This is a genomic window from Rickettsia endosymbiont of Oedothorax gibbosus (assembly GCF_936269705.1).
Lineage (GTDB): Bacteria > Pseudomonadota > Alphaproteobacteria > Rickettsiales > Rickettsiaceae > Tisiphia.
In genome coordinates, this window is the sequence record NZ_OW370493.1 from 1,205,619 (window position 1) to 1,221,929 (window position 16,311).

Genomic DNA, 16,311 nt, shown 5'->3' on the forward strand with positions numbered 1-16,311 from the left:
TAAATATCTAAAGACACCAAAAATATTAAATGTATCATCTACAGATGTAATTTGCGATAATAATGATATTAATTGGAATGATAATATTATTATGAACGAATAATTCATAAAGTTTATAATGATAAAGATAAGCTACAAGCTGCTGAAGTTAGATAGAAAAGGATAATTTATGAACCAAATAACAGATCATCACCAAACCCCTAAAGGTATAAAAAGATGGATTTTCTCTACCAATCACAAAGATATTGGCATAATGTATATTATATTTGCCATATTTGCTGGGATCATTGGAGGGTTATTTTCTGTTATTTTTAGGCTAGAATTAGCAATGCCCGGTGGGCATATATTAGGGGCAAATTACCAACTATATAATGTATTAATTACTGCTCATGCGATAATTATGGTATTTTTCATGATTATGCCAGCTTTATTTGGTGGGTTTGGTAATTACTTTGTACCAATTTTAATAGGTGCACCAGACATGGCTTTTCCAAGGCTAAATAATATAAGTTTTTGGCTGCTTGTTCCTGCTTTTATGTTATTAATGCTTTCGGCTTTTGTTGATGGTGGTGTAGGTACTGGCTGGACGCTTTACCCCCCTCTAAGTACTCTAGTCGGACATCCTGGGGCGGCAGTCGATATGGCTATTTTAAGTTTACATATTACAGGGCTTTCTTCTATTCTTGGTTCAATCAATATGATTGTTACTATCTTTAATATGAGAACCGATGGTATGGGGTTATTTGAAATGCCTCTATTTATTTGGTCAATTCTGGTTACTGCCTTCTTGCTGATACTAGCAATTCCAGTATTAGGTGGTGCAATAACCATGTTATTAACTGATCGAAACTTTGGTACTACTTTCTTTAAACCTGAAGGGGGCGGAGATCCAGTATTATTTCAGCATTTATTTTGGTTTTTTGGTCATCCAGAAGTATATATCGTAATATTGCCGGGGTTTGGGATAGTTAGTCAGGTTCTTTCTACTTTCTCTCGTAAGCCGGTATTTGGTTATTTAGGTATGGTGGTAGCTATGGTAATTATAGGGTTTGTCGGTTTTATAGTTTGGGCTCATCATATGTTTACTGTTGGTCTTTCATACAATACATTAATCTATTTTACCGCTGGTACAATGATTATCGCGGTGCCTACTGGTATTAAAATATTTAGCTGGATTGCTACAATGTGGGGAGGATCAATTACTTTTGAAACCCCTATGTTATTTTCCATAGGGTTTATCTTGTTATTTACTATTGGTGGAGTTACCGGCATAATATTATCAAATTCGGCAATCGATAGAATTTTACATGATACATACTATGTGGTAGCACATTTTCATTACACTATGTCGCTTGGGGCTTTATTTACTGCATTTGCTGGATTCTATTATTGGTTTGGTAAAATGTCAGGAAGACAATATCCTGAAATGATGGGCAAAATTCATTTTTGGATTACGTTTATCGGCGTTAATTTGACATTTTTCCCTCAGCATTTTCTTGGATTAGCTGGGATGCCAAGAAGAATACCGGATTATCCGGATGCTTTTGCCGGCTGGAATATGGTATCATCTATCGGAGCAGTTATTTCCTTTATTGCGGCTCTTTACTTTGTATTCATTGTTATTTACACTCTGAAATACGGAAAAAAATGCCTAAATAATCCTTGGGGCGATGGGGCTAATACTCTTGAGTGGACAGTCTCTTCTCCTCCACCATTCCATACTTTTGATATACCACCTAAAATTTAATAGAGGTAATAATTTGATAGGTGAATATGGAATTATTTTTATATTTTACCCTATAATTTTTATTCTGTAAGTATTAAACAGCATAAAAACGTCATTGCGAGCAGGCACGGAGTCCGAACGAAGCAATCTTGTTTTGTCTCCCTGCAAGGTGTTATACCTACTCTATTTAGTGTCATACCTACGTAAGCAGGTATCCAGATTCCCGCTGTTGCTAAGAATGACAAGGGGACGGAGGGGAATGATAATTTACTACGCGGAAATGACAACTTACAATAAATATTATCCTGGTTAGCTATAATCCTTATAAAACAATAATTAGAATTAATGATGATTTACCCTACCTTACTTATTCTTTTGTTTATCCTGTTTCTCTATTTTAAATTTAGAAAGACATTTTATATTACCTCAATAATCTATCCAATAGTTGCTGGTATATTATTAATTAACAGCCAAAATGAGGCGGTAATTAATCTGTATAATAATAGTTTTATTATTAATTTTAGTAATGAAAATAAATTAATAGCACTTGCTTTTATGGCGATAACGTTGGTGACTAACCTATATGCCATTAGCCAAAACAGGAAATTTGAGGTATTGATAGGTAGTTTATACTCAGCAGCTTCCTTGATCTGTTTATTTGCTGGGGATTTTATCTCGATGTTTGTTGCTCTAGAAATGATGATGATATGTGCCACTTTGTTAATTTTTTACGGTAATTGTAAAAATAGTATTAGGGCGGCAAGACAGTATTTCCTTACGCATCTTATAAGTGGTAGTCTTATCTTAATAGGGATTAGTTATATAATCACCAATAGTTCTAACATACAAATTATTTCTCTTAGCCAATTGATAGAGAACAGAGATGCTTCTTTTATCTTTTATGTTCTAATACTTAGTGGTTGCTTAATTAATGTAGCGAGCATACCTTTTTCCGGATGGATTGTTAATTGTTATCCATTTGCCTCAACTTCAGGGATGATATATTTAACCAGCTTTACTAGTAAAATATCGATCATTATACTTCTTAAATTATTTAGTGGTTTAGAAATACTTAAATTCTTTGGATTATTAATGATTATATATGGTGGGGTTTATGCTTGTATAGAAGATAACATCAAAAGATTAGTCTGTTATCTTACTGTTTCTCAGCTTGGATTCATGGTGATTGCCATTGGCACAAAATCTCAACAAGCAAATTTAGGAATCATAGTTTTTCTTTTTGTCCATATATTGTATAAAGCTTTATTTGGTCTATATGTTGCTATATTAATAGATAAAGGTAATGTAGAAAATTGCTCTGAGATAAAAGGGCTTTACTCATGGAGAAGCCCTTTATTGCTTGGTAGTTTAATAGTTAGTGTATTATTCATTATAGCCTTACCTCCTCTTGCTAGTTTTGTTAGCAAAATTATTGTGACCAATGTTTTGGATCAGGATATTCATTATTATGCTATTTTCCTGTTAAAAATTATAACATGTGCAGCTTTATTTTCTATGGTTAAATACAAATATCTGATTAATGACTTTTACCCTATAGTGAATATTTTGAGCAGAGTCAGCTTATTGGTCATGCTATCGTTTGTATTGGCAACTAATTTCTTTTTAGAGCAAGGCTTAAAATTAGTATGGTCATCTTATCCTGTTGAGACACTTGATATAAATTGGTTGGATATAGTAAAGCAAGTAGTAATAATAATAATAGGTATATTGCTTGGTGTGGTTTTTAGTAAAAAAATTTCTAGACGTTCAACTGCTAACATAAATTTAGATTTATTTCAGTTTGTTGAAAATAATTTTCGTCGTATTTATTACAAATATCACTTAGTGGGACACGATTTTAATGATAGACTAGGGGCGGAATACCCTATTTTGAAAAGAGTAGAAAAAAATGCTTTACGTAAGATAAAATCTTTGCATAATCAATCAACAAGTCTATTAGTAGTAATTATATCGTTAATTACTTTTATAATAATAAGCACTAAATGAGGGCAAAATGCAGCCACCTATAGCTAATAAAATTAATTACAATTTTACATTGCACGGTCAAAAATTTACAGATCAATATAACTGGCTTAGAGATATCGAATGGCCTAATGTTAGCGATAAAAAAATCATAGAATATTTACAGGCAGAAAATAAATATTCCGAGCAATTTTTTGAGCCATTACAAAAAGAAAAAGATAAAATATTTGAGGAGTTAAAGGGCAGAATTAAACTTGCTGATCAGTCAACTTATGTAAAAAAAGATAATTACTATTATTATACCAGAACTGAAGAAAATGCTGAATATCCTATATATTGCCGAAAAATTGGGTCAATGGATGCTCCGGAAGAAATTATATTAGATATCAATGTTATTGCCAAAGATAATAAATTTACTGATCTAGGTCTAGCATCAATCTCCCCCGATCATACGCTACTAGCTTATAGTGTTGATTTCACTGGTGATGAAAAATATACAATTAAAGTCTATAATTTAAAGACCAAAGAATATTTACCAGATGAAATACATAATGTGAGTCGCAATATAATTTGGCATGAATATCTGAAAGGGTTATTTTATATGCCGATTAATGAAAATTTTCGTCATGATAAATTAATGTTTCACTCTTTAGGAGATATCACTTCCAATGACAAGTTAGTATATCAGATAACAGATTCATTATATCAGCTGAACGTTAGTAAGTCATCCAGTCGACAATATATTTTCGTTGATGTATCTGGTCATAATGAAAATGAAACATATGCTATAGAAATGTCTGATCATAGCTTTCAGCCTAAGCTTATTAGACCTCTAAAAGGAGGAGTTTTTTATGATGTTGAGCATAATGGTGATAATTTTTATATTAATACCAATGAAGGGGCAAAAAACTTTCGCATAGTATTAGTAAATGTGCGTAATTTTCGAAATGATTTATGGGAAAATAATTATATACCAGAAGACCCAACTAGATATTTAGCTAGTTTTAATATTACTAACAATTATTTAATAGTTAATTATCGTGATCAAGGATTGCCAGTTATTAAAATAAAGCATCTTAAAGAGCAGAATGAAAAAATTATTCATTTCCCGGATGCTGCTTTTACTGCTTCAGCCTTATCTACTAATTTTGATGAAGATGATATTCGAGTAAATTATTCTTCGCTTGCTAGACCGAACAGCACTTATAGTTATGATTTTAACAGTGAGCAACTATCAATATTGAAAGTGCAAGAAATACCAAGTGGCTTTAATCCTGAAGAATATATGGTAGAAAGAATATTTGCTGATAATGATGGGGTTAAAGTACCAATTACCTTATTATATAAAAAATCGTTGTTTAACAAGGATGGGAAGAATCCTTTATATTTATATGGTTATGGTTCATATGGTATCAGCATACCAGTATCCTTTAGGAACACCGCTATTTCTCTTGTAGATCGTGGGTTTGTTTATGCTCTTGCTCATATTAGAGGTGGAGACGATCTTGGGCATGATTGGTATCAAGCTGCTAAATTCCTCAATAAAAAAATAACTTTTGATGACTTTATTGTTTCTGCTAAACAGTTAATTAAAGAAAAATATACTAGCCAGGGTAATATAGTAATTTGTGGGGGAAGTGCAGGAGGGATGTTAATTGGAGCGGTCATTAATGAACAACCAGAGTTGTTTAAAGCGGCTCTTGCCCATGTGCCTTTTGTTGATGTATTAAATACTATGCTCGATGAAGAACTGCCATTAACCCCTAGTGAATTTAAGGAGTGGGGTAATCCTAAAGAGCTAGATTATTTTAACTATATTAAGTCTTATTCTCCGTATGATAATATAAAAGCTCAAAACTACCCGAGTCTATTTATCACGGCTGGAATTTCCGACCCTAGAGTTGGGTATTGGGAAGCAGCTAAGTGGGCAGCAAAGATTCGAGCAACAAAAACAGATAATAACATATTATTGCTAAAAACTAATATGGATTCAGGGCATAAAGGTTCTTCTGGTCGTTTCGATTATCTAAAAGAAGCAGCCGATGAGATAATATTTATATTTAGGGCTTTTGGTATAGTCAATTGATGAGAAGTTGACTATATTTAAACAAAAAGATGTCATCCCCTAGTTGCAAGTTATCATTTCCGTCCACTATTATCATTCCCGCGTAGGCGGGAATCTAAGACCATAGTACCCTACAATTTTTTATTTATTTCCTTATGATGAGTAAAAAAGCTGACCGATAAGCGTCATTGCGAGGAACTACTTTAGTAGCGACGAAGCAATCCATGAGAATTAGTATAGTTATGGATGTAAAAACAGTATTAAATGAAGTAATAAAAGAACATTGTCCTTTTATACATAATAATCGTTTAAATGCGTTACTTGATGTTGCAGAAGGCTTGCGATATAGTCAGAATTTGTCTTTGAGTGCAATTGGCAGGAACTTGAGTGGTGATAGTAAAGTAAAACATAAAATAAAAAAAGTTGATAGATGTATAGGTAACAAACATTTATATAACGAGGTTGATAATCTCTATAGTGCTTTATCATATTTCATATTTGAGTTTATCAAGCATTCTAATGATGACAGTGTTGTGATTGATTTATGTTATCTTAAAGATGATCGCATGGCACAAATGCTAAGTGCTCAATTTTGTACAAGAGGGATGAGTTTACCTTTGTATCAAGATGTGTTTGAAGAAGGTGAATTAAAGGGCAGAACGGTAGAATTTCTAAATAAATTAAAGAGTATAATACCTGATGGAAAAAGGGTTATTGTGATTATGGACGCTGGCTTTCATATTGAATGGTTTAAGGAAATAGAAAAACAAGGGTGGAGTTGGGTGTGTCGGGTACGACAAGGAAAAGATTTAAAATTAGCTAAGAATGAGGATTGGATATCAGTTGAAAATTTCATGCCATCAATTGGTTCAAAAACGATGGAATGTGGTACGATTCTGCTAACCAAAGCTCATAAATATTCCTGCAGAATGGTTACAACTTGCAAAGTCCCTAAGGGTCGAGTGCAGAAGGTTAGCAGGAATCGTACTAGCAGTAAAACAGCAAATGGTTCATATAACAAAGCTGCAAAAGAACCTTGGATATTGGTAACTAACTTAAGTTCTGATGAATATAAGGGAGCGGAAATAGTGAGGTTATATAGCAAACGTCATAGTACCCCACAGTTATTGTTGAAGTTGAAAAGCAATCATAATGTGTTTTCGTAGTAATGAAAACAACATAGCAGGGGTATCACTTAACGAGTTATAAAAATAATCTTTTATCCAATCAAATCCATAAGTAAATAATGAGTATAATTTACGACCATGTTTTTTGATCTTTATAGGATAAATTTTGTTCTTAATGTCACCAGCAAGCACGCAAATAGCTAAGGATAAAGATACTATTGCAAATAGTTTTTCTAGCTTTTTTTGATCTGTAATGTGGGTATCTTCAATATTAAATCCAGATGATTTGAGAGACAGAAAAGATCGCTCAATGCTCCACCTTTGCTTATATGCTAGCAAAGCACATTCACCAATAAGGACATTACTAGCAATAAATAGTTGCTCTCTTTCTAATTGCAAACAAGTTATTTTAATTGCCATACCATTGTAAATTTTGCTTTCTATAGTTTTAGTGTTACCTATTTGCATATCGGCAAAACATTTATTCAACTTCATCTTGCCACCGTTGAAATGCTTGACTTTCTTGCTTTTTCTTAGCCTAATAGCAAAGTTGAACGACTATTTTTGCACCTAAAAAGCGGTGGTTTTGATATTGAAAAAAGTCACATTGTAAAATTGGATAGATTTGAAAAATTATTAGTGATAACTGCTATTGCTTCAGCTTTAATAGTCAAAAATGGAATAATACAAAATGCCTTAAATCCCATCCGAATAAAACGGTACAAAACCATTGAAAGACAATTGTTTTCATTATTTACCTATGGCTTTGATCATATCAAAAATGCTTTTTATCAATCTACAACAGCCATAACGCAGCTAATATCCACATTATTAATACCTCCCAAACAAAAACTTTTTTCTATCCTAATACCATCTTTACAAAAATTGTAGGGTACTATGGGGGATTCTATCTTAAATCAGGAAGAATTGCATATCTAGACATAATTTAAGTGAAAATTAACATATCCATGACTACTTATAAGCGATATTGCCATTTTATTTTTATAAATACCACCTTCATGCAATATCCAGGCTAGCTTTGAGCTGCGAAGATTGCTTACTAACAGCTTTTTTCCACAAAAAACATATAAAACGTCAGTTCGGGATAAGATATAGATGAAATAGTAATAGATAAAAGGATTGTCAAAAAGGAGTGCCTGCAGTATTTATATTTTTAAACAAAAAAACAAACTACAGGCATGAAAAAAGATATCATACCAATTGCAATAATTAACACGGTGTGTTTATCCAGTCTCTATACATAATTGATTTTACTAAATCTACATTATGAGCAAATTGATTCCAAGCGTAACAAGCCATAGTGACGATATCTTCATATACACCATAACATTGGTTAGACAAGAAATGATTTTTGATCCATTCCCAAACTTGTTCCATTGCATTAAGTTCCGGTGCATAGGGCGGAAGCGGTATCAAAGTGATATTGCTTGGCACAGTTAGTTTTTTGGCTGTGTGCCAACCTGCATTATCCGTTAGTAAAGCTATATGTCGGTTGCCTTGAATACTGCGAGAAAGCTCTTCTAAGAATTTATTCATTGCCTGTGTGTTTGCATATGGTAAAATTAATGCAAAAGCTTCTCCTGTATCATGGCAAGCAGCTCCATAAATATATGTTGAAATGAATTGCTGTTGCCGAACTTTACGGGGTCTAGTGCCACGCTTAGCCCATATACGAGTTAAGCTACCTTGTTGCCCAACTCGAGTTTCATCCTGAGACCATATATCAACTTTACATCTATCGATATTTTTTGGTAATAATTTTGTTAACATGTCTGGGAAGTTTTTTTATATGTATTTTGAGTCTCTTGATTTGACTTTGGATGCATTGAACGAGAAGTAATCCAGCTAAAACCAAGGCGGTGCATAGTATTGTAGACTGTTTTTAAAGCGCATTTAGCACCATATTCCTCAAGTAACATGATATGTAGCTCCTTTCCAGTTATATACCCACCAGTTTTACTTTCACTGAGCGTATTGATTTTATCAAAAAGAGCAGACTCTTGTATAGTGTTAATCTTCCTAGGGGCACCGCTTCTTTGTGATTCAAATAATCCTTCAAAACCATGATTCCTAAATCTTCTGAGCCATGATTGCACAGTTTTCCAGTGTGACTTCACTATTTCAGATATGGCTTTTAAAGATTTGCCTAATTGAAGGTGATACATCGCCAATAAACGTATACGATTTCGACCATGCGGCTCATGTTTCATCATTTTTATAAAATCATGACCATGAAAACCTTGTGGTAATATTAACCTAGCCATTTGAGTACCTTTATCAGTTAAAAACCCATTTTACACCACTGCGTTAATTATTGCAATTGGTATCACAGAATTATATAGTTTTATAGATGATTTTTGTAAAATTTATTTGGAGTATGAACAGAGAAAGTTATTACCATCAAATAAGCAAAGAAATCGCTGTTGTAGCATGAGTCTAAGTGAAATGTTAACAATAATAATTATGTTTCATACATCCTATGCTAAGAATTTTAAATTTTTCTATAAAAGTTATATAGAGTGCATGCATAAGGATGATTTTCCCAAAGCCTTGAGTTATAATAGATTTGTTGAATTAATGGCACGATTATTCATACCGCTAAATATGTTGATTCATTTGTTGTTTGGTGAGGAAACAGGTATTTATTTTATTGACTCTACAACGATTAAAGCTTGTCACAATAAAAGGCGTTATAGCAATAAAGTTTTTAAAGGATTAGCCAAACATAGTAAATCCTCTATGGGGTATTTTTATGGTTTTAAATTACATGTAATAATCAATAATAAAGGGGAGTTTATGGCATTAAAAGTGACCAAAGGCAATGTAGATGATAGGGTTCCAGTACCGGAGTTAACAAAAAGATTAACTGGAATTATAGCAGCTGATAAAGGTTATATTAAGCAAAATTTGTTCTTAAATTTATATGAAAGAGGCTTAAAAATGATTCATGGAATTAAGAAGAATATGGAAAATAAATTAATGGATTTGAAAGAAAAAATCTTACTTCGAAAGCGTAACTTAATTGAAACAGTTTTTGATTATCTAAAAAATAAAATGAACCTTGAACATACTAGACATAGATCACCAATAAATGCCTTTGTCCATATATTATCTACTCTTGTTGCTTACTCATTAAAGAAAAATAAACCTTCAACAAAATTTGATTTTAATCTACATGTTCACAATATCCTTATCCCGAATTGACGTATAAAGGTAGAAAGCAATTATGACGATAATATCCATTATAAAACTTCCCCTCTTGATTGCCATAAATTTCATCATCAGTGGCATCAAAATCAAGTATTAATTGTTTCGGCACGGTTTTATGAGATTCGACAAACTTGTCAATCATCACCTTATGAGCTTTAAGAGCAAATCCACGATCTGCTTTATTTTCTAAACGGCATAAAGTAGAGCTACTAGCCATATCGTCCAGTGTGTCTATACTTGTTTGCAAAGCTGGACATTTTCTTAAATTATCGTGATCATTTAAATCTTCATAACCAAGAGCAATACCATAAATACGCTGTTTGAGCATTGTTAAAATAGTATGAGTAATTTTATCAGAATCTCGCTTATCAGGAAAAATCTTAGCCAGTTCATTAGTTAGACCAAGTCTTTTATCTGCTTCTCTTAGCAATAATACACCTCCATCGCTACTAATATTACCTCCTGTGAAATTTATTTCTATTTGACGATTTTTTACTTTCGATTGGTAAATTAATCCTGTACAATTTGTCATGGCAAAACCCTCTATGTAATCTTCTTTTAACACTGATATTATATAGTATTACAAGGGTTTTGTCTCTATTCTTTCATGCAATATTCAGGTTAGTTACTTGTTGGTTCAGCTCGGATAATTTATTGACTAACCTATCAGCATATTTACAATTTTCGTATTTTACTTCCCAATTATTAATATCTTCCATTTTAATATCCACCATATTATTTTAATTATAAAGTATACTAAACTAAAAATTAAAATACTAGCAAATAATTTATTATTTGCTTCTTAAAATAATAAGTATTTTGTTACATTTAAGTTACAACCTCGTCTTTTATTTTCTCAAGTTGCTATAAAACTTTAATGCCATATTAAGATCGTGATATTGTTACAACTAGAAATTTGTTATTTGAACTTAAATTTATAATTATTTTTCTTATATCACTTAGTGCAGTGATAAAATATTATATACTAAATATATTAACACAAAATATTGGAAAAATATGAGCTATCAGAAGTCAATAACAAAATCAGAGCAACTATGAGTGAACTTGTTCAAAAAAATACCAGGATTATCCCTGATCAGCAAACTAGCCTTAGCAAAGAACAAAAAGAAGCTGTTGGTTTACTATCAATAGGAACATTCCTCGAATATTTTGACTTAATGTTATATGTCCATATGGCAGTATTGTTGAATGAGTTATTTTTTCCAAAAACTGATCCTCATACTGCAACTCTGCTGTCAGCTTTTGCTTTCTGTGCTACTTTTGTTTTTCGACCAATTGGTGCTTTGCTATTTGGTTGGATGGGTGATAAAGTAGGTCGCAAAGCTACACTAGTTGTCACAACTTTCATGATGGCATGTTCTTGTTTGCTGATGTTTATTTTGCCGACTTATGCCCAAATTGGGATTACCGCTTCGATATTAATCACTATTTGTTGAATAATGCAAGGTATGTCATCTTTAGTAGAAGTAATAGGAGCTCAATTATATTTAACGGAAACAACCAAGCCATCACTGCAATATCCTGTTGTTGCTATTACTTCTATATTTGCTGATTTAGGGGCAGTGTTCGCTTTAGGTATTGCAACGTTGGTTACTTCACGTGGCTTTAATTGGCGATATGCTTTTTTATTTGGTACAGTGATTGCCTTGGTGGGAGCTATAGCAAGAACGCGACTGAGAGAAACACCAGAATTTGCTGATGCAACCAGAAGGCTGCTAAATAAACTTAAAACTTTCGGTTTAGAGAAAAAGGATATTACTAATCAAGAAATGCTAAATGAAAAAGTTAACATAAAAACTATATTAGCTTATTTAGCAATTGAATCGACTGGACCAATTTGGTTTTATTTGCTATATGTATATTGTGGCAGTATACTTAAAAACACCTTCAATTATAGTGCTGAACAAATTATTGGACATAACTTGTTCGTTGCAATAGAAGAGTTACTTACCGGTATTCTATATGCTTATTTGAGTTATAAAATATGCCCACTAAAAATTTTAAAAACGAAATTAATAATTTGTGCTAGTATTATTATATTTGTGCCATATATATTGACTAGTATCCCATCGCCTTTTTATTTATTATTATTGCAGTTTTTTATATTGCTACTTAAAACAGGAACATTCCCAGCAGTACCAATATTTTATAAGCAATTTCCTGTATTTAAACGTTTTAGATGTGTTAGATGTGTTAGTATCTCATTTGCTGTGATACGGGCAACAATGTATATTATTACGTCTTTTGGGCTAATCTATTTAATAGATTCTTTTGGTAATTGGGGCATAGTAATATTATTTGTGCCTTTCCTTGTGGCATATGGATTTGGTCTGCGTCATTTTGAAATGTTGGAGAAGTTACGCAATGTTTAATAAGTAATTTCTAGCTTATTTGTGTTATATTCTCTACATATAGAATTATAGCATAATTCATACAAATGGTTCTCCAATTTTATATAGCCAAAATAAGTGCATACTGCTAGAAAACTCTGTACTGTTTCACCAACTATCTTCTTAATCTTCTCAGGAGATTTTGCACCAATAGTTTGCATGTTATGAAGTCGATCAAAGAGTTTTATTGTCCCAAAATTTGGTTAAAACCTCCGGCTTCAGCCGGAAAAGACTTCAGTCCTTGTTCTAAAATATTTCAATTTACTAATGTTATCATATATATTATTCTCTGAATAGAGAATAATATATATGACTGATTATAGTAAGTCTAGCCACACCGTATTTTACCACCGCTTCCATATCGTTTGGATTACTAAGTATCGATACAAAGTACTCACAGGTAACCTCAGGATTAGAATTAGAGAAATTATTGCTCAGGTAGCAGAATATCTTGGTATCAAAATCATCAATGGAATATTATCTGCCGATCATGTCCATATTATGGCTGAAATTCCACCTCATATATCCATTAGTCAGTTTGTTAAAGCAGCTAAAGGACGTTCATCATATAAAATTCAGCAAGAATTTCCTGAAATTAGAAAAACTTACTGGGGACGCCACTTTTGGGCTAGGGGCTTCTTTAGCTCAACCAGTGGTAATGTCACTGATGATATAATCAATAACTACATTAACAATCATTCAGATACACATCAGCCTAATAATGTAATGAATATCTCTTTAGAGTAAATCCGTGACTTCTAGTCGCAACTTCAACCTACCAGCTTCAGCTGGTTAGTTATTGAGTCTTAAAATATCTTTCTTATTTTGAGAATATAATATATTCAATGTATCTGCTGCACTAATTTTCCCATAAGATTTAACCCTAGTCAAATCTACCACTTGATTAGCAATTTGCTCACCAAAATCCCTAGCAATCATATCTTCTGTGAGAGTTGTGTCTTCAATAGTATCATGTAGTAAGCTGGTAATGATCATATCAGTTCTGTAATATTTTGGCATATTTAGTGCGGTATATTCAGCAACCATATACGCCACCTCTATCGGATGGGAGTAATATGGATCGCCGGATTGTCGCATTTGGCTACCATGATATTCTTTGGCATAATATATACCTTTTGTAATCTCATAAATATTGACTGGTATAGTTACTTGTTGGTTTAACTCATACCAATTGCAATAATTAACGCAGTGGTGTAAAATGGGTTTTTAACTGATAAAGGTACTCAAATGGCTAGGTTAATATTACCACAAGGTTTTCATGGTCATGATTTTATAAAAATGATGAAACATGAGCCGCATGGTCGAAATCGTATACGTTTATTGGCGATGTATCACCTTCAATTAGGCAAATCTTTAAAAGCCATATCTGAAATAGTGAAGTCACACTGGAAAACTGTGCAATCATGGCTCAGAAGATTTAGGAATCATGGTTTTGAAGGATTATTTGAATCACAAAGAAGCGGCGCCCCTAGGAAGATTAACACTATACAAGAGTCTGCTCTTTTTGATAAAATCAATACGCTCAGTGAAAGTAAAACTGGTGGGTATATAACTGGAAAGGAGCTACATATCATGTTACTTGAGGAATATGGTGCTAAATGCGCTTTAAAAACAGTCTACAATACTATGCACCGCCTTGGTTTTAGCTGGATTACTTCTCGTTCAATGCATCCAAAGTCAAATCAAGAGACTCAAAATACATATAAAAAAACTTCCCAGACATGTTAACAAAATTATTACCAAAAAATATCGATAGATGTAAAGTTGATATATGGTCTCAGGATGAAACTCGAGTTGGGCAACAAGGTAGCTTAACTCGTATATGGGCTAAGCGTGGCACTAGACCCCGTAAAGTTCGGCAACAGCAATTCATTTCAACATATATTTATGGAGCTGCTTGCCATGATACAGGAGAAGCTTTTGCATTAATTTTACCATATGCAAACACACAGGCAATGAATAAATTCTTAGAAGAGCTTTCTCGCAGTATTCAAGGCAACCGACATATAGCTTTACTAACGGATAATGCAGGTTGGCACACAGCCAAAAAACTAACTGTGCCAAGCAATATCACTTTGATACCGCTTCCGCCCTATGCACCGGAACTTAATGCAATGGAACAAGTTTGGGAATGGATCAAAAATCATTTCTTGTCTAACCAATGTTATGGTGTATATGAAGATATCGTCACTATGGCTTGTTACGCTTGGAATCAATTTGCTCATAATGTAGATTTAGTAAAATCAATTATGTATAGAGACTGGATAAACACACCGTGTTAATTATTGCAATTGGTATCAGATAGTTTACTTAGTAACCCTTCAGCATATTTGCAATTTTCGTATTTTGTTTCCTAATCATTAATATCTTCCATATAACTACCTATTACATTATTTTAATTATAAAGTATATTAAACTAAAAATTAAAATACTAGTAAATAATTTATTATATGCTTCTTAAAATAATAAGTATTTTGTTACATTTAAGTTACAACCCTATATAAATCAATCGAGTCTTATATATTTCCAATTATAATTTTTTCTGTTGTTCTAAAGAGATATAGTGGCTTCGTAACCTCGACCTACCAAGCTAGCCTGGATATTGCATGAAGGTGGTATTTATAAAAATAAAATGGCAATATCGCTTATAAGTGGTAATGGATATGTTAATTTTCACTTAAATTATGTCTAGATATGCAATTCTTCCTGATTTAAGATAGAATCCCCCCTTACCCCCATTTTTTATTGTACCGGGGACAGTACCATATTAGCTTATTCTATAGCTAATTTTTTCATAACACTATCCCATATATGTTGGTAAGGATAAGATGAAGACAACAAGAATTTAATGCTCCTAGTATTTCTAATAATTACTGCTCCAATTTTGAACAATTTTAAACGCACCGTTCCTACCAAGGCTTTAGCTAATTCAGTACCTTGTAAAAACTTATCACGTATATATTCTACTAATGTATAGGCAAGGCTTGACAAAATTAGTCTGAGTTGATTAGCCCACCATTTATGGCATGAAGTGCGATCGGCAAATAGCTCTAACTGTTGCTCTTTTATACGATTTTCCATATCTCCACGTGCACAGTAATTTTTATCATATAAATCTTCTGGCTTACCTGCTAAATTAGTTACTATATATCTTGGATTCTCACCAAGGCTAATTACTTCTGCTTTACCAACTATCTTACGATGACGACTCCAGCTATCAGCTTTATATTTAAATTCACTAAAAAAGCGTTGCTTCTCTTTGCTAATTGTGAAGGCTTCGTTAGATTGTTGCATCAATGGCTCAAGCAGCTTGTTGAGTCTAGTATTTTGGGCTATTCCGACTATATATTTTACATTATTTACGGCATAAAGTAGAGCTACTAGCCATATCGTCCAGTGTGTCTATACTTGTTTGCAAAGCTGGACATTTTCTTAAATTATCGTGATCATTTAAATCTTCATAACCAAGAGCAATACCATAAATACGCTGTTTGAGCATTGTTAAAATAGTATGAGTAATTTTATCAGAATCTCGCTTATCAGGAAAAATCTTAGCCAGTTCATTAGTTAGACCAAGTCTTTTATCTGCTTCTCTTAGCAATAATACACCTCCATCGCTACTAATATTACCTCCTGTGAAATTTATTTCTATTTGACGATTTTTTACTTTCGATTGGTAAATTAATCCTGTACAATTTGTCATGGCAAAACCCTCTATGTAATCTTCTTTTAACACTGATATTATAT

The 16,311-nt window shown here is 32.7% G+C and carries 18 protein-coding genes; 11 read left to right on the top strand and 7 right to left on the bottom strand.

Annotated elements, in window-relative coordinates; all coding sequences use genetic code 11:
- Window positions 1–169: 169 nt before the first annotated feature.
- The 4 genes from ctaD (at window position 170) to NBW66_RS06690 (ending at window position 6,940) form a co-directional block, all read left to right on the top strand.
- Window positions 170–1,747 (top strand): cytochrome c oxidase subunit I, encoded by a 1,578-nt coding sequence (ctaD, locus tag NBW66_RS06675; protein ID WP_250312084.1) that lies wholly within the window; start codon window positions 170–172, stop codon window positions 1,745–1,747.
- Window positions 1,748–2,071: 324 nt separating this feature from the next.
- Window positions 2,072–3,733 carry a proton-conducting transporter transmembrane domain-containing protein gene (locus tag NBW66_RS06680; RefSeq protein WP_250312085.1) on the top strand — a complete coding sequence of 554 codons (1,662 nt, stop codon included), beginning with the start codon at window positions 2,072–2,074 and terminating at the stop codon, window positions 3,731–3,733.
- 7 nt (window positions 3,734–3,740) lie between these two features.
- Window positions 3,741–5,795: a S9 family peptidase gene (locus tag NBW66_RS06685; protein WP_250312086.1), complete on the top strand. Its 2,055-nt coding sequence runs from the start codon at window positions 3,741–3,743 to the stop codon at window positions 5,793–5,795.
- Window positions 5,796–6,016: 221 nt separating this feature from the next.
- Window positions 6,017–6,940 carry a transposase gene (locus NBW66_RS06690; RefSeq protein ID WP_250312087.1) on the top strand — a complete coding sequence of 308 codons (924 nt, stop codon included), beginning with the start codon at window positions 6,017–6,019 and terminating at the stop codon, window positions 6,938–6,940.
- Here NBW66_RS06690 and NBW66_RS06695 read toward each other — a convergent pair.
- Complete coding sequence (locus tag NBW66_RS06695; protein WP_250312088.1) at window positions 6,899–7,396, bottom strand: transposase; 498 nt, start codon at window positions 7,394–7,396, stop codon at window positions 6,899–6,901. The genes NBW66_RS06690 and NBW66_RS06695 overlap by 42 nt on opposite strands.
- A gap of 69 nt (window positions 7,397–7,465) precedes the next feature.
- Between NBW66_RS06695 and NBW66_RS06700 the strand changes: the two genes are divergently transcribed.
- Window positions 7,466–7,792 carry a hypothetical protein gene (locus NBW66_RS06700; protein ID WP_250310575.1) on the top strand — a complete coding sequence of 109 codons (327 nt, stop codon included), beginning with the start codon at window positions 7,466–7,468 and terminating at the stop codon, window positions 7,790–7,792.
- Between the two features lie 339 nt (window positions 7,793–8,131).
- On the opposite strand, the gene NBW66_RS06705 is transcribed toward NBW66_RS06700, so the two are convergent.
- Window positions 8,132–8,692, bottom strand: coding sequence for an IS630 family transposase (locus NBW66_RS06705; protein ID WP_250310543.1), 561 nt, complete (start codon window positions 8,690–8,692; stop codon window positions 8,132–8,134).
- Window positions 8,686–9,186 (bottom strand): helix-turn-helix domain-containing protein, encoded by a 501-nt coding sequence (locus NBW66_RS06710; protein ID WP_250310542.1) that lies wholly within the window; start codon window positions 9,184–9,186, stop codon window positions 8,686–8,688. The genes NBW66_RS06705 and NBW66_RS06710 overlap by 7 nt, the downstream gene beginning before the upstream one ends.
- Before the next feature lie 49 nt (window positions 9,187–9,235).
- On the opposite strand from NBW66_RS06710, the gene NBW66_RS06715 reads away from it, so the two are divergent.
- Window positions 9,236–10,126, top strand: coding sequence for an IS982 family transposase (locus tag NBW66_RS06715; protein WP_348539290.1), 891 nt, complete (start codon window positions 9,236–9,238; stop codon window positions 10,124–10,126).
- On the opposite strand, the gene NBW66_RS06720 is transcribed toward NBW66_RS06715, so the two are convergent.
- Window positions 10,113–10,697, bottom strand: coding sequence for a transposase (locus NBW66_RS06720; protein ID WP_250312090.1), 585 nt, complete (start codon window positions 10,695–10,697; stop codon window positions 10,113–10,115). The two genes, NBW66_RS06715 and NBW66_RS06720, sit on opposite strands and share 14 nt — an antisense overlap.
- 442 nt (window positions 10,698–11,139) lie before the next feature.
- On the opposite strand from NBW66_RS06720, the gene NBW66_RS14790 reads away from it, so the two are divergent.
- From NBW66_RS14790 to tnpA, 3 genes are all read left to right on the top strand, one after another.
- Window positions 11,140–11,589: an MFS transporter gene (locus NBW66_RS14790; RefSeq protein ID WP_348539287.1), complete on the top strand. Its 450-nt coding sequence runs from the start codon at window positions 11,140–11,142 to the stop codon at window positions 11,587–11,589.
- A 12-nt stretch (window positions 11,590–11,601) separates the two neighbouring features.
- Window positions 11,602–12,525 carry an MFS transporter gene (locus NBW66_RS06725; protein ID WP_348539288.1) on the top strand — a complete coding sequence of 308 codons (924 nt, stop codon included), beginning with the start codon at window positions 11,602–11,604 and terminating at the stop codon, window positions 12,523–12,525.
- Window positions 12,526–12,852: 327 nt separating this feature from the next.
- Window positions 12,853–13,290, top strand: coding sequence for an IS200/IS605 family transposase (gene tnpA / locus NBW66_RS06730; protein WP_250312091.1), 438 nt, complete (start codon window positions 12,853–12,855; stop codon window positions 13,288–13,290).
- Window positions 13,291–13,335: 45 nt separating this feature from the next.
- Here tnpA and NBW66_RS06735 read toward each other — a convergent pair whose 3' ends face one another.
- Window positions 13,336–13,764 carry an HD domain-containing protein gene (locus NBW66_RS06735; protein ID WP_348539291.1) on the bottom strand — a complete coding sequence of 143 codons (429 nt, stop codon included), beginning with the start codon at window positions 13,762–13,764 and terminating at the stop codon, window positions 13,336–13,338.
- A 27-nt stretch (window positions 13,765–13,791) separates the two neighbouring features.
- Here NBW66_RS06735 and NBW66_RS06740 point away from each other — a divergent pair, with 27 nt between their 5' ends.
- Together NBW66_RS06740 and NBW66_RS06745 are read left to right on the top strand one after the other, a co-directional pair.
- Complete coding sequence (locus NBW66_RS06740) at window positions 13,792–14,292, top strand: helix-turn-helix domain-containing protein (RefSeq protein WP_250310542.1); 501 nt, start codon at window positions 13,792–13,794, stop codon at window positions 14,290–14,292.
- A complete protein-coding gene (locus tag NBW66_RS06745; protein ID WP_250310543.1) occupies window positions 14,286–14,846 on the top strand; it encodes an IS630 family transposase in 561 nt (186 codons plus the stop codon). Before NBW66_RS06740 ends, NBW66_RS06745 begins: the two co-directional genes overlap by 7 nt.
- A gap of 490 nt (window positions 14,847–15,336) precedes the next feature.
- Here NBW66_RS06745 and NBW66_RS06750 read toward each other — a convergent pair whose 3' ends face one another.
- Both NBW66_RS06750 and NBW66_RS14990 read right to left on the bottom strand, forming a co-directional pair.
- Window positions 15,337–15,954, bottom strand: coding sequence for a transposase (locus NBW66_RS06750; RefSeq protein ID WP_410525826.1), 618 nt, complete (start codon window positions 15,952–15,954; stop codon window positions 15,337–15,339).
- Window positions 15,920–16,300: a transposase gene (locus NBW66_RS14990; protein ID WP_410525824.1), complete on the bottom strand. Its 381-nt coding sequence runs from the start codon at window positions 16,298–16,300 to the stop codon at window positions 15,920–15,922. Before NBW66_RS14990 ends, NBW66_RS06750 begins: the two co-directional genes overlap by 35 nt.
- Window positions 16,301–16,311 lie beyond the last annotated feature (11 nt).

What these genes read in the sequence shown, in the direction of transcription:
- NBW66_RS06685 (WP_250312086.1), top strand. Translation starts at nt 3,741, where the DNA reads ATGCAGCCACCTATAGCTAATAAAATTAATTACAATTTTACATTGCAC.
- NBW66_RS06745 (WP_250310543.1), top strand. Translation starts at nt 14,286, where the DNA reads ATGTTAACAAAATTATTACCAAAAAATATCGATAGATGTAAAGTTGAT.
- NBW66_RS06740 (WP_250310542.1), top strand. Translation starts at nt 13,792, where the DNA reads ATGGCTAGGTTAATATTACCACAAGGTTTTCATGGTCATGATTTTATA.
- NBW66_RS06680 (WP_250312085.1), top strand. Translation starts at nt 2,072, where the DNA reads ATGATGATTTACCCTACCTTACTTATTCTTTTGTTTATCCTGTTTCTC.
- NBW66_RS06710 (WP_250310542.1), bottom strand. Translation starts at nt 9,186, where the DNA reads ATGGCTAGGTTAATATTACCACAAGGTTTTCATGGTCATGATTTTATA.
- NBW66_RS06725 (WP_348539288.1), top strand. Translation starts at nt 11,602, where the DNA reads ATGTCATCTTTAGTAGAAGTAATAGGAGCTCAATTATATTTAACGGAA.
- tnpA (WP_250312091.1), top strand. Translation starts at nt 12,853, where the DNA reads ATGACTGATTATAGTAAGTCTAGCCACACCGTATTTTACCACCGCTTC.
- NBW66_RS06695 (WP_250312088.1), bottom strand. Translation starts at nt 7,396, where the DNA reads ATGAAGTTGAATAAATGTTTTGCCGATATGCAAATAGGTAACACTAAA.
- NBW66_RS06705 (WP_250310543.1), bottom strand. Translation starts at nt 8,692, where the DNA reads ATGTTAACAAAATTATTACCAAAAAATATCGATAGATGTAAAGTTGAT.
- ctaD (WP_250312084.1), top strand. Translation starts at nt 170, where the DNA reads ATGAACCAAATAACAGATCATCACCAAACCCCTAAAGGTATAAAAAGA.
- NBW66_RS06690 (WP_250312087.1), top strand. Translation starts at nt 6,017, where the DNA reads ATGGATGTAAAAACAGTATTAAATGAAGTAATAAAAGAACATTGTCCT.